This window comes from Haloferula helveola (assembly GCF_037076345.1).
GTDB classification, from domain to species: domain Bacteria; phylum Verrucomicrobiota; class Verrucomicrobiia; order Verrucomicrobiales; family Akkermansiaceae; genus Haloferula; species Haloferula helveola.
On sequence record NZ_AP024702.1, the window covers coordinates 2,954,190 to 2,966,806 of the forward strand.

14 protein-coding genes are annotated in these 12,617 nt (G+C 64.0%); 7 read left to right on the forward strand and 7 right to left on the reverse strand.

The window, feature by feature from the left end; all coding sequences use genetic code 11:
- Positions 1-42: 42 nt before the first annotated feature.
- Positions 43-666 (forward strand): YceH family protein, encoded by a 624-nt coding sequence (locus HAHE_RS10865; RefSeq protein WP_338684366.1) that lies wholly within the window; start codon positions 43-45, stop codon positions 664-666.
- Between the two features lie 52 nt (positions 667-718).
- Here HAHE_RS10865 and leuS read toward each other — a convergent pair whose 3' ends face one another.
- The 4 genes from leuS to HAHE_RS10885 form a co-directional block, all read right to left on the reverse strand.
- Positions 719-3,271, reverse strand: a complete 2,553-nt coding sequence (leuS, locus tag HAHE_RS10870) for a leucine--tRNA ligase (protein ID WP_338684367.1) — start codon at positions 3,269-3,271, stop codon at positions 719-721.
- 342 nt (positions 3,272-3,613) lie between these two features.
- Positions 3,614-4,537, reverse strand: a complete 924-nt coding sequence (locus HAHE_RS10875; protein WP_338684368.1) for an SRPBCC family protein — start codon at positions 4,535-4,537, stop codon at positions 3,614-3,616.
- A 134-nt stretch (positions 4,538-4,671) separates the two neighbouring features.
- Entirely contained in the window at positions 4,672-5,109 is a 438-nt protein-coding gene (locus tag HAHE_RS10880; protein WP_338684369.1) for a thioredoxin family protein, read from the reverse strand.
- Positions 5,110-5,126: 17 nt separating this feature from the next.
- Positions 5,127-5,585 carry a thioredoxin family protein gene (locus HAHE_RS10885; RefSeq protein WP_338684370.1) on the reverse strand — a complete coding sequence of 153 codons (459 nt, stop codon included), beginning with the start codon at positions 5,583-5,585 and terminating at the stop codon, positions 5,127-5,129.
- Between the two features lie 76 nt (positions 5,586-5,661).
- Here HAHE_RS10885 and rdgB point away from each other — a divergent pair, with 76 nt between their 5' ends.
- From rdgB to HAHE_RS10910, 5 genes are read left to right on the forward strand one after another with little or no spacing between them, the layout of a single operon-like run.
- Positions 5,662-6,261, forward strand: coding sequence for an RdgB/HAM1 family non-canonical purine NTP pyrophosphatase (gene rdgB / locus HAHE_RS10890; protein WP_338684371.1), 600 nt, complete (start codon positions 5,662-5,664; stop codon positions 6,259-6,261).
- 51 nt (positions 6,262-6,312) lie between these two features.
- The gene (locus HAHE_RS10895; protein WP_338684372.1) at positions 6,313-8,013 is read left to right on the forward strand and encodes a DUF3592 domain-containing protein; all 1,701 of its coding nucleotides are present in this window, start codon (positions 6,313-6,315) and stop codon (positions 8,011-8,013) included.
- Positions 8,010-8,414 carry a hypothetical protein gene (locus tag HAHE_RS10900; RefSeq protein WP_338684373.1) on the forward strand — a complete coding sequence of 135 codons (405 nt, stop codon included), beginning with the start codon at positions 8,010-8,012 and terminating at the stop codon, positions 8,412-8,414. The genes HAHE_RS10895 and HAHE_RS10900 overlap by 4 nt, the downstream gene beginning before the upstream one ends.
- Positions 8,411-8,980, forward strand: a complete 570-nt coding sequence (locus tag HAHE_RS10905; RefSeq protein WP_338684374.1) for a hypothetical protein — start codon at positions 8,411-8,413, stop codon at positions 8,978-8,980. The genes HAHE_RS10900 and HAHE_RS10905 overlap by 4 nt, the downstream gene beginning before the upstream one ends.
- 59 nt (positions 8,981-9,039) lie before the next feature.
- Positions 9,040-9,555 carry a peptidoglycan endopeptidase gene (locus tag HAHE_RS10910; protein ID WP_338684375.1) on the forward strand — a complete coding sequence of 172 codons (516 nt, stop codon included), beginning with the start codon at positions 9,040-9,042 and terminating at the stop codon, positions 9,553-9,555.
- 36 nt (positions 9,556-9,591) lie between these two features.
- Here HAHE_RS10910 and HAHE_RS10915 read toward each other — a convergent pair whose 3' ends face one another.
- Positions 9,592-10,245, reverse strand: coding sequence for an HAD family phosphatase (locus HAHE_RS10915; RefSeq protein WP_338684376.1), 654 nt, complete (start codon positions 10,243-10,245; stop codon positions 9,592-9,594).
- Positions 10,246-10,323: 78 nt separating this feature from the next.
- On the opposite strand from HAHE_RS10915, the gene HAHE_RS10920 reads away from it, so the two are divergent.
- Positions 10,324-10,659 (forward strand): DUF2288 family protein, encoded by a 336-nt coding sequence (locus HAHE_RS10920; protein ID WP_338684378.1) that lies wholly within the window; start codon positions 10,324-10,326, stop codon positions 10,657-10,659.
- Here HAHE_RS10920 and HAHE_RS10925 read toward each other — a convergent pair.
- Together HAHE_RS10925 and HAHE_RS10930 are read right to left on the reverse strand one after the other, a co-directional pair.
- On the reverse strand, positions 10,656-11,105 hold the full coding sequence (locus HAHE_RS10925; protein ID WP_338684380.1) for a hypothetical protein: 450 nt from the start codon (positions 11,103-11,105) through the stop codon (positions 10,656-10,658). The two genes, HAHE_RS10920 and HAHE_RS10925, sit on opposite strands and share 4 nt — an antisense overlap.
- A 139-nt stretch (positions 11,106-11,244) precedes the next feature.
- Positions 11,245-12,561 (reverse strand): TAXI family TRAP transporter solute-binding subunit, encoded by a 1,317-nt coding sequence (locus HAHE_RS10930; protein ID WP_338684382.1) that lies wholly within the window; start codon positions 12,559-12,561, stop codon positions 11,245-11,247.
- Positions 12,562-12,617 lie beyond the last annotated feature (56 nt).

Genomic DNA, 12,617 nt, shown 5'->3' on the forward strand with positions numbered 1-12,617 from the left:
TGCCGGTTCCCTTTTGGCCGGGGGAGGTTGAGAATCGGCCTGATGAAACACTTTCCGGAACTCCAATTGACCGCGGTCGGGGCGCGGGTGCTGGGTTGCTTGCTGGAAAAGGAAGTCCTGACGCCCGACCAGTACCCGATGACGGTCAACGCGTTGGTCACGGCCTGCAACCAGGCGACTTCGCGCCATCCGGTGACGAGCTTCACGGCTTCGGAGGTGGAGGAGGCGCTGCGGCAGCTTTCGGACGACTACCTCGTCACCCGGATGCTCGGCGGCCGGGCTCCTAAGTTCGAACACAACCTTGGCGACCTGCTCGCGCTCACTTCCGCCGAGAGGGCGGTTTTCACGGTCTTGCTGCTGCGCGGAACGCAGACGGCCGGCGAGTTGAAGCAGCGGACGGAGCGGATGCACGACTTCGCCTCGCTCGACGAGGTCGAGGAGATCCTGACCGGCTTCATCGAGTATCCGCACGGCCCGTTGGTCGAGCGGTTGCCGGCGGGTGGCGGGCGACGGGTCGAGACCTTCCGGCACCTGCTTTCCGAGGATGCCGGCGCGGAGCCGGAGGCCGACTTCGATGCCGGCGCCGACTGGCGGCAGGAAATGGAACAGCGCTTGGCAGCGTTGGAGATGCAGGTCGCCGAGCTGAAGGCGCAGCTCGGGGAGTGAGCGGCCGGGAGGCCGCCTCGCCCACTCATGGCGCTCGCAGAGCGCCACTCCGTCAGTTCGCCACGATATTCACGAGGCGGCCGGGGACGACGATGATCTTGCGGATCGTCTTGCCTTCAGTCTGTTCCTGAACCTTCGGGGCCGCTTGGGCGGCGGCTTCGATCTCTTCCTTCGGCGCGTCCTTCGCCACCGTGATCTTGTCGCGCAGCTTGCCGTTCACCTGGACCACCAGTTCGATCTCCGACTCGATCAGCGCGGACTCGTCGTGAGCCGGCCAAGCCGACTCGCTGAGCGGTTCGGCCCCGCCGAGGCGGGCGTGGATTTCCTCGCTGAGGTGTGGGGCGAAGGGATTGAGCACGTGCAACAGCTGCGTGAACTCTTTCAGCGGCACCACGTCGGCGGCGGTGAAGGCGTTGGTGCAGATCATCATCTGCGAGATCGCGGTGTTGAACGACATCTTCTCGATGTCCTCGGTGACCTTCTTGATCGTCTCGTGGACGACCTTCAGCAGTGCCTTGTCGTCGCACGGCACGTCCTGGATCTTCGACGAGCGTTCCCACTCGCCGGCCTGGTTCAGTTCGAATGCGACGCGCCAGACGCGGGCGAGGAAGCGCGAGATGCCCTCGACGCCCTTCATTTGCCATGGCTTCACCTGCTCGAGCGGGCCCATGAACATCTCGTAGAGACGCAGCGCGTCGGCGCCGTAGTCGCGGACCACGTCGTCGGGATTGACGACATTGCCGAAGGACTTCGACATCTTGCGCCCGTCCTCACCGAGGATCAGGCCCTGGTTGACCAGCTTCTTGAACGGCTCGTTGGTCGACAGGTGGCCGAGGTCGTTCAGGACCTTGTGGTAGAAACGGGCGTAGAGCAGGTGCAGCACCGCGTGCTCGGTGCCGCCGACGTAGAGATCGACGATACCCTTGCTGTCCGTGCCGCCGCTCCAGTAGCTCTCGACTTCCTGGCCGATGAAGCTCTCGTTGTTGCCGGGGTCGCAGTAGCGCAGGTAGTACCAGCATGAGCCGGCCCACTGGGGCATCGTGTTCGTTTCACGCTCGAACTGGTCGCTGTAGTTGATCCAGTCGGTCGCCTTGACCAGCGGGCCGCGCGGGTCGCCGGTCGGCTTGAAATCCTCCATTTCCGGCTGCAGCAGCGGCAGCTCGCTCTCGGGGATGGTCGTGTGCTCGCCCGTCGTCTTGTCCCACAGCAGCGGGAACGGCTCACCCCAGTAGCGCTGGCGGCTGAACAGCCAGTCGCGGAGCTTGTACTGGATCTTACGGACTCCTTTGCCCTCCGACTCCAGCCACTCGATGATCTTCGCCTTCGCCTCAGCGGTCGGCAGGCCGTCGAGGAAGCCGGAATTCACCGCGGTGCCATGGTCGGTATAGCCCTGCCAGTCCTCGTCGCCCTTCGGCTGGACCACCTGCAGGATCGGCAGCTCGAACTTCTTGGCGAACTCGAAGTCACGTTCGTCGTGCGCCGGCACGGCCATGATCGCGCCTGTGCCGTAGCCCATCATGACGTAGTCGGCGATCCAGACCGGGATCTTCTCGCCGTTGACCGGATTGATCGCGTGAGCACCGGTGAAGACGCCGGTCTTGTCCTTGTTCAAGTCGCCGCGATCGAGGTCGGACTTGCTGGCGCAGGCCGCGACATATTCCTCGACCGCCGACTTCTGCGCGTCGGTCGTGATTTCGGCCACCAGCGGGTGCTCGGGAGCGAGCACCATGTAGGTGGCGCCGAACAGGGTGTCCGGACGGGTTGTGAAGACAGTCACCTGATGACCTTCCAGATCGAAGTGAACTTCCGCACCTTCGCTGCGGCCGATCCAGTTCCGCTGCAGCAGCTTGATGCCTTCCGGCCAGTCGAGCGGCTCCAGTTCGTCGATCAGCCGCTGGGCATACTTGGTGATCCGCAGCATCCACTGGCGCAGCGGTCGGCGTTCGACGGTGTGGCCCTTGGCTTTCCACTCCTCGACCTCCTCGTTGGCGAGGACGGTGCCGAGATCGGGCGACCAGTTGACCGGCGCCTCGTGGATGAAGGCCAGCCGGACCGCGTCAATCTGCTCGCGGCTCCAGCCCTTGCCTTCCAGTTCGCTGACCGGCTTGGCCTTCTGCGCCTCTTCGTCGAAGTAGGAGTTGTAGAGCTGGATGAAGATCCACTGGGTCCAGCGGACGTATTCCGGGTCGGTGGTGGCGATCTCGCGATCCCAGTCGTAGCCGAAGCCCAGCGACTTCAGCTGGCGCTTGAAGGTGGTGATGTTGGCCTCGGTCGTGACCCGCGGGTGCTGGCCGGTCTTGATCGCGTACTGCTCGGCGGGCAGGCCGAACGAATCCCAGCCCATAGGATGGAGCACGTTGAATCCCTGGCGGCGCTTGGCGCGGCCGATGATGTCGGTGGCGGTGTAGCCTTCCGGGTGTCCGACGTGCAGGCCGCTGCCGGACGGGTAGGGGAACATGTCGAGGACGTAGAACTTCGGCTTCGAAGCATCGAAATCGGCATCGCCCGGATTTGGCGTGCGGAAGGTCTTCTCATCGTCCCAGCGCTTCTGCCAAGCGGGCTCGAACTCATCGAAGGGGTAGGGCTTGCGGCGGTCGTCGGACATGGTGGTGGAAATGCCAAATGCTCAAGTTCCCATGCCAAATGGCGGGAATGGGCCTGCCCTTCGTAGCCCGACGGGCGAAGAAGGGGCGCGGAAATTGGCGGAACCGCCTGAATTTGAAAAGAAAAACCCCGGGGGATGGGCGGTCGGACTGAGAGTGGGATGCGGCTGCAGCATGGACCGCGAGCTTTAGCTCGCCCCGACGGTCCGGTGGCCGGGGTTCCGGGGCGAGCTAAAGCTCGCGGTCCATGATGATCCTCCCAGGACGGCCACTTCGATGGTGCGCGGACTTCAGTCCGCATCCGGTCGATAGAATGCGGACTGAAGTCCGCGCACCATCCACGGCTACTTCGCCGGGATGTGGATGATCGTCACGAGCTCGTCTTCCGGCGTGGTTTCCGGATCGCTCTCGTAGGTCTCGAAGGGAGCGAGGCGCTTGCTTCCATGGAAGACCTTCGAGCGGGCATGCATCATGCCGGCGGCCCACGCATTGCCAAGGTGGCGGTAGGCGCCGGTGTGACGGACCTGGTAGGCGCGGCAGGCGGGGCGGCTGCCGGAGACAAATCCGGCCGGGCCCTCGTCCGGCGCCTGAAGAAACGGAACGCAGGCGGTGTAGCGGCAGACGTTGGCGGCGGGCGACCATTTCAGCACCGAGCAAAAGGGAGGCCCGCTCGGGCTGAGGTCCGCTTCCTCCAGCCACTCGCGGATTTGAGCGAAATTCTCCCTCATGTGGGGACCGATCTCATCGATCGGGCACTCGGTGTTGATGCCGGCGTAGGCGGTTTCCGGGAGCTCGACGATCCCGGGGAACTCGAGCTTGCTCGGCACGGATCCGGTCTCGATGCGGTCCTTGAGCATCCGCAGCCCGCGGTCGTAGTCGGCGCCGATGTAGCCGGACATCATCGACTTCATCCAGAACATGAACCACGGCAGCGAGCCGGTCATGGTCCAGGTGACCTCGGTGCCGCCATCCTTCTCGGCGAAGCGGAAACCGACGGTGTTCTCCGACTTCCACGGGCTCAGGAAAGTCAGCGCGTAGTCGATCGATGAGCCTTCCGACTCACCCGTGATTCTCATGATGCCGCTGCCGCAGACCGGTCCTTCCCAGTCGTAGCGCTTGCCGTCGTCGGCATAGGTCAGCTTGGCGTGCGGATCGCAGATCAGCCACGGCGACCAGTCGGGCCATTTCCGGAAATTCCGCACGTCGGCGAAGACGGCGTCGGGAAAGGCCTCGATGTGGATGGAGCGGGAAACGTCGAAGGAGGGCATGGGGAGGAAGGCTCAGGTTGCAATGTTCCAATGCCAAATTGGGGAGAGTCCGGGAAGCGGATAGCAAGGCCTCGGGACAAAGAAAAACCCCGCCGCGGCGCGGGGCCGGGCGGGGTGGTGAGAGGGGAATCGCGTTACTTCTTGAGCAGCGACTTCAGGTGGGCGACGTAGGCGTCGGGACCGCCTTCGCGGTAGCCGATGTCACCGGAGAGCTTCTTGCCTTCGGCATCGACGAGGTAGATCGTCGGGTAGCCTTCGACCTTGAACTCCTTGTCGAGTTTCTTGTTCTGCGCCTTCAGCTCGTCCGACTGCTCCTTCTTGCGAGGGAAGTCGACCTCCATCAGCACGAGGTTGTCCTTGGCGTATTCCTTGAAGGACTCCTTGGAGAAGACTTCCTTCTCGAGCTTGATGCACCAGCCGCACCAGTCGGTGCCGGTGAAGTTGATGAGGATCGGCTTGTTTTCCTTCTTGGCCTGGGCCTTGGCGGCTTCCCAGTCGGTGCCCCATCCGCTCGCGAATGCGGCAGTGGTGCTGAGGGCGACGAGAACGACGGTCTGAATCAGGGATTTCATGGGAGGTGGAGGTCGGTTCAATCGAGATCCTTGCGCTCGAGGGCCTTGTCGAGGTGGTCGAGGAAGAGGTCGATCTTCGGATACTGCGAAGCGAAGAAGCGGTTGAATTCCTTACCGTTGGAATCGAACAGGATCACGGTCGGGAAGCCCTCGATGTCGTATTTCTTGGCGTAGGGCTCGTTCTTCTTCTTCACCTCCTTGTCGCCGCGCGGGAAGTCCAGCTCGACGAGGATGAAGTCTTCGGAGGCCTTTTTGACGAACTCCTTCTTGGAGAACACGTTCTTGCGCATCGCGATGCACGGAGGGCACCAGTCGGAACCGGTGAACTCGACCAGCACGGGCTTGTTCTGGGCCTTGGCGTCCTTGAAGGCTTTCTCGAGATCGGTGCTCCAGCCTTCGAGCGTGTTGGCGAAGGCCGAGCTGACGAGGGCGGTGCCGGCCATGGCGAAGGCGGCGAGGTGAGTGATTGCTTTCATCGCAGTGTAGGCGTTGTGAGGCGGGGGATTATTTCAAAAATCTTGGCCGGATCGGTCGGGCGGTCTACCGAAAAGCATGGCTGCGGAGAAACCGAGATTGGTGGTGGCGACGCGCAACGCCCACAAGACGGCGGAAATCCGCGAGATGATCGGCGACCGTTTCGAGGTGCTCGACGCGACCTCCTTCCCCGATCTGCCGGAGGTCGAGGAAACCGGATCCACCTTTCTGGAGAACGCGACACTCAAGGCGGTGTCGGTCAGCCGCGGCATCGGCGGGCTGGCGCTTTCCGATGATTCCGGCCTCGAGGTCGATGCCCTCGATGGCCGGCCCGGCGTGTGGTCGAGCTCGTTCGGTGGCGAGGAGGGAAACCACGCGAAGAACAACGAGCGGCTTCTCCGGGAAATGGATGGCGTCGCCGACCGCAACGGGCGTTTCCGGTGCGTCATGGTGCTGGCGGACAAGGGCGAGGTGATCGCCGATTTCTCCGGCTCGGTCGAAGGGCGGATCCTGGCCGAGCGGAGCGGGGAGGGTGGTTTCGGCTACGATCCCCTGTTCGCTCCCGAGGGCTACGACGAAAGCTTTGCGGAGCTGGGATCCGAGGTGAAAAACGGCATGAGCCACCGCGGTCGGGCACTGGCGCAGGTCGTTGAGTGGCTGGAGTCGAGGCAGGCTTGAACCGCCACTTTTGGCGAGCCACCACAGGGACGGACTGGTAGGAACCCGCGCGTGGCATTGCGATTGAGCCGACGCAACGGGCAGAAGATGTCGAAGGGCTGCGGCGCGCTCTTCGGTCTCGGTTGGACCGCGTTCAGCTCGATCTTTGTCGTCGCGGGCATCTGGGTGTTCTGGACCTCGGTGCAAAGCCGGACCTGGGAAAAGGTTCCGTGCGAGTTGGTGAAGTTCGAGATCATCGACGAGCCCAACACCGATCCTCCTTTCCGGCCGGATCTTCTTTTCCGCTACGAATACGAGGGAACGCCTTACCAGAGCGACCGGTTGACCTCGGCCGACGACGACCGGGAATCGGATTACGAAACCCTCGTCGAGTTGCGTCAGGAACTCTACGGCAAGGAGCTCGACCTGACCTGCCGGGTGAATCCCGGCGATCTGTCGCAGGCGGTGCTGCAGGACTCGGCGGGCGACGCTTGGTTCGGCCTCGTTTTCGCGGGCTTCGGCGGTTGCTTCATGCTGGTCGGGATCGGTCTGACATTCACCGCGTTTGGTGAGGAAAAGGCGGCCAAGGCGAAGACGACTCCGGCCACGCTGAAGTCGCCGATGGCCGGGGTGCTCGGCTGCGGATTCTTCGGAGCTTTCGCCGCTGCCGGTCTCGGGATCCTGTTCGGGGTCGTCGTTCCGAAGGCCTTCGAATACTTCGACATGAGAGGGTGGGTCGAGACGCCCGCCGAAGTGGTTTGGTCGCGGGTCCGGTCGCACGACTCGGACGACGGCACCACCTATTCGGTCGACATCTTCTATCGCTACGAGTTCGAGGGCATCGAGTATCGATCGAACCGCCAGAGCGTCGTGGGAGGCAGCTCGAGCGGCCGGAAATCGAAGGCCGAGGTGGTGCGCAACCACCCGGCCGGCACGGCGATCCTCTGCTACGTCGATCCGGACGAACCGTGGAAGGCGGTGCGGGAGCGGAAGCTCGGCTGGTGGGCACTCTTCGCGCTGTTCCCGCTGCCATTCGCCGCGATCGGGCTCGGTGGCTTGTGGTTTGCCTTCGTCAAAAAGAAGAATCCCAAGGGTGATCGCGAGCCGGTGACGACCCGTGCGTCGCGATCGACTTCCGGCAAGTCATCCGAGTCCGGCATCCGGCTGAGCGGGGGCGGGAGCACGGTCGGCAAGCGGTTGCTTCATGTCGTCGGCGCGATCTTCCTCGCCGGGTTCTGGAACGGGATCACCGGGGTGTTCGTCTGGCAGATGTGGCAAGGATGGTCGCGGGGCGAAGCTCCTTGGTTCCTGACGATCTTCCTGACTCCGTTCGTGCTGATCGGTCTCGGTCTGATCATCCACATCTTCTACCGGATCTTCGCGATCTTCTCGCCGATGTACCGCGTCGAGTTTTCCGAACGCCATCTGTCGCCGGGAGGGCACGCGTCCATTTCGTGGAGACGGGCAGGCGGCGGCGGGACACCCAGGAGGCTGGCGCTGTGGCTGGTCGGTCGCGAGGAAGCGACCTACCGCCGGGGCACCAGCACGAGCACCGCGACATCGGTGTTCCACGAGGAGGCGCTGTTCGAAACCGAGACCAAGATGATGATGCCCGCCGGGCGGGTGACCGTGGATCTGCCGGCCGATGCCGTTCCGAGTTTCCGGGGAACGCACAACAAGGTGAGGTGGTTCGTGATCCTGACCGCGGATGTGCCGATGCGTCCCGATGTGAAGGACGAGTACGAGATCGATGTGAAAGGAGGTCGTCGATGAGCCGGGCTGAGATCGAGTTGGATGACGGTGACGCGTTCCGCCCCGGCGAAACCATGCGCGGCAAGGTCGTGGTCGGGCAACTCGAGGACTCCGACGGGCTCGAGATCAGGCTCTTCTGGGCGACCCGTGGCAGAGGAACCGAGGAACTCAAAGTTGTGGAGACCCGCCGCCTCGAAGCGAAGGGCCCGGAGCTGCCGTTCGAATTCGAGCTGCCTTTCGAGCCACCGAGTTTCTCCGGGTCATTGATCAGCGTTGTGTGGGCGCTTGAGTTGGTGGATTCGGAAGGCGAGGCGTGCGCGCATCGCGAGTTCGTGATGTCGCCCACGGGACGGGAACTGGAACTCGGGACGGTCGAGTCGCCCCGCCATCTCGGCAACAAGCGCCGGAAGAAGAAACGATGAAAGCCCGCGAGAATCCCTTCGCTCCCGGGCGCATGGAGCGGGTGCTTCCGTTCGACCCGGAACTGGTCGGTACCACTTGGCAGGAGATCGAGTCGCGCTGGGAGTCGCTCGGCCGGCGGGCGTGTGTGGTCGGCCACCACGGGGCCGGCAAGACGACCTTCCTCGACGGCTTCGAGCGGCGGCTGTGTGGACGTGTCCCGGTCGTGCGGCTGTTCTTCAACCGGTCGAAGCGCCGTCTTGAGCCGGAGGACCTCGAAAAGCTCGGAGATCTTGGCGGGAAGTGCCTGTTGGTCGATGGCGACCGTCATCTGCCGCTGCGTGACCGGATCGAGCTGTGGCATGGGGCGCGGAAGGCGTCGGGAGTGGTGAGTGCCCGGCATCGGGCCGGCCGCCTGCCGGTGCTGCTTGGACTCAGGTCGAATCCCCAACTCGCTGAGTCGTTGCTCGGGCGCGCCTGCCCCAAGGAAGCGGCGGAGTTCCGGGAATTGCTGCCCGCTCTTCTCCGCCGGCACCGGGGGAACATCCGCAACGTCTGGCTCGAATGCTACGACCGCTGGGCCGGATAGTTATTTCGGAACCAAAAACTTTTTGAAAAACTTAACTAATTGAGGTAGAAGCCCCGTTCATGAAGCGTCGCGACTGGATCATGCTTTCGGCATCGGCCCTCGGATTCACCGCCTGCGGGCGTCAGATCACGGCCCGGCAACCGGTTTCCTACAACTTCGAGCACGGTCAGACGGCCATGCTGCGCGGCGGTATCGCCTTCGCGCCGAAGCGCGCTCCCGAGGCGGTGAAGCGCGCGATCCAGGCCGGCAACCGCTTGCAGGGGAAACCCTACAAATGGGGTGGTGGCCACGCGGTGCTCAACGACACAGGCTACGACTGCTCCGGGGCGGTCTCCTACGTCCTCCGGGAGGCGGGGCTGATGCAGGGTCAGATGCCTTCCAGCGGATTCTTCAACTACGGCGAACGTGGCGAAGGTAAATGGATCACCGTTTATGTCCGGAAGGGACACGTCTTCATGACGATCGCCGGCCTGCGGCTCGACACTGGCTGGGGATCCAACCGCAGCGGTCCGCGCTGGCTCACCAAGACGCGTCCCGGCAAGGGCCACGTGATGCGCCACCCGCGGGGGCTATAGGAGAGCGGACACTCCTGTCCGCTTTGGAGGCGGAGTTCAGACCGGCGTGTCAGATTTCCACTCGACCGATTCCAGCGAGGGCAGCACCCGGTCGGCTTCCGAGAAATCGATGCATGCGGTCGTGCGGTTTGGAACCGCCCACACCGTCAGGCCCGCTTCCTTCGCCGAGTGCACCCCGTTCAGCGAGTCTTCGATCGCCAGGCAGCTCGTGCCGTCCTTGCCGAGTTGTCGGAGCGCTTCCAGCCACAGGTCCGGGGCGGGCTTGATGCGCGGGGCGTCGCCGCGGCACACCACCGCGTTGAAGTACGGTGCCAGCCGTAGCTTTTCCAGCCAGCCGTCGACCCACGCGTGGTTCGAGCTCGAAACGACCGCAAGGGGTGTGCCGGCGGTTTGCAGCCGGTCGAGCAGCGCAACGACCCCCGGCATCGGTCCGGACTTTTCCAGATCCGCCCGGATCTCGACCTGCCGGTCGGCATCCAGCTGGTGCCAGTCGAAGCTGCGGCCGGTGAGGTCCTCGAGATGGGTCTTGGGCGACCAGGTGTCGAAGTCGGATCCGACGCAGCGGGTGTAGGTTTCGAGCGGCAGGTCGTGGTCGTGGGCCCGGAAGGTCCGCTGCCAGGCCTCGTAGATCGCCCATTCGGTGTCGACCAGGATTCCGTCGAAGTCGAAGAGCACGGCGTCGAAGTTCACGGCCCCGGCATGGGGCGGGTGTCCGTTTCGCGCAAGGACGAAGCTTGCGCCCGTGCCCGGGTTTTCCATCTTCGGGGCGTGAGCGAGCCCGACCGGATGAAATACAGGATCCTCGGCGAGGACCAGCAGAGCGACGAGGAGAAGATCGCCAAGTACACCGGCGAGGTCGCGTGGTCTTACCTGAAACCCCACTGCGAGCGGGGCGTGTTGATCTGGGTCGATCCCGAGCTCGACCTCAAGACGGTTGCGAAGGCCTTCATCGACGACCAGAGCGAGCAGGTCGCCAACTGGCTGGGGAATGGCGACCTGGTCAAGACCGGCGAGTTGCACGCCGCCCAGTGGGAGGGGGGCGACGAGCTCTTCACCGCGGTGGTGGTGACGCCCTTCGTGCTGATGCAGCAGCTCGGTGGCTAGCCTCCGAAACGTCGTTCGATGGCCTCGAGCTCGTCCCGGTAGTGACTGTGAACCAGTAGCTTCGCTTTCTTTTGCGGAGCACGGATGACGAGGACGAGATCCGCTCCGGCGCAGCTCCGGACTTCGACCGCGCCCCGTTCGGTCAACGGAACGGTGAAGCTGTGTTTGCGCGCGACCAGTTCGGCGAGGGGGAGGTATTCGATCTCACGCTCGGCTTCGGCGAGGCTCTCCTCGAGTTTGCGCTCCATCTTCGAGATCATCACGCCCGCCAGCTTGTCGGCGATCGGGTCACGGCTCTTCACTTTGGGCCCCATCGCCCGTCCGAGGTGGATCACATGGAGACCTTGGTCATCGCAGACGAGCCGGAAAGTCTTGGCGCTGGCGATCAGCCCCGGCCGGGTTTTGGTCCGGGGAACGACAATGGTGCTGGTGGAAGTCGCGTTCATCGGAAGGGGATAAACCGGAGCGGTCCGATGGATTCGCGAAAAGGTAGGGACGAGCGCCCACGCTCGTCCGTGGCCCGAAGCGGGCTGCGGGCCGTCCCGTTCCTTCGCGGTCGACCGAGGGCGGTCGACCCGACCTCTCTCAAGACCCCTGCAGGATCTGCAGCTTGTGGCGGACCTGGGCGCCCGCTTCGGCAAGTACGGTCTGGAAGATCCGGAACGACTCGTCGGGCTGCAGGCGCTCCTTCGCGAGTTGGTGCAAGGCGGTCGAGCGGATCATCTGCAACCGCTTCTGGATGTCGACCAGTTCGTCCTTGCTCTGCGGTTTCAGCATCCCGTCGAGGATGCGGTTGAGCTCGAGATAGTACTCGTCGATCCGGTCCTTGCGCTGCTGCAGCAGCCATTTCCCACCGGCCCGGAACAGGCCGTAGCCGGCGACCCCCAGGGAGAAGAGCAGTCCGATGACCTCGGCGTAGCGGACGAGGAAGCCGGGTTCGTTGCGGGCGAAATACTGCGCCGCCCCGTCGTGGAGCGGGAACTGGAGATTCGCGGTGTCGTCCATCGTTCCCATCATGGAGACTTCGCGGTCTCCGACCGTCAGCCGGCTGCGGTTCTCCGCCAGCATGCGGGTGATCCGTCGGGCGGCGGTGTCCGGCAGGTCGGCGCGGGCCGCCAGTACCGTCCGGATCGCCAGCGTGGGTATCGGAGCACTCGGAACACCGGGCTTTCCGTCATGGGGCATCGAGTAGGCGTGGACGGGGATCAGGTAGGGCTCGACGTAAGGGTAGTTGAGTCGAAATCCCTCGATTTCGCTGCCGGGACCGATGTCGCCGCCGATGCCAAGCAGTCTCACTCCACCACCGGCGACCAGCTGCTCGACGGCATCCGACTTCAGGCTCAGCACCATGAGGAGGCCGTCGATCTTTCCTTCGGCAAGGAGGTCGCGGGCTTCGGCAATCCGCATCGGCAGAATCTCGGTCCTGGACACATCCACCTCGAAGTGCCGGATCAGCTCCTCGACCACGCGGTGGCTGCCGCTGTCCGGCAGTCCCACCGCGATCTTTTTCTCCTCGATGTCTCCGGGACCGAGGATTCCCGAATCGTCCCGAACGAGAAAGTGGAGCACGTCCTTGTGGAGCGGGACGAGGGTCCGGATCCCATCGACGGCCACGGTGTCGTTCTGGATCAGGGCCAGATCGGCCTCGCCGGACTGCAGGCGCCGCGCGTTCTCGCCGCTGCCCGCGCTTTCGATCACCTCGATACCCTGCTCGCCATCGCCCACCGCCGTGCGGATGGCTTCAGCCAACGGCAGATACACGCCGCCGGGTTGGCCGGACGACAGCTGGAGGTTCCGGCCCGACTTCGAGGAAAAGGCGAGAAACACGACCAGGCAGACGACTGCCGCGGCAAAGCTGATCGTAAGGATGGCGTAGGGCCGGCGCAGGTCTTTGGAGTTCATGAATCTGGGGTTCTCCGGTCTGCGGAATTCTCACCAGACCGCGGAAACTGGCCAGT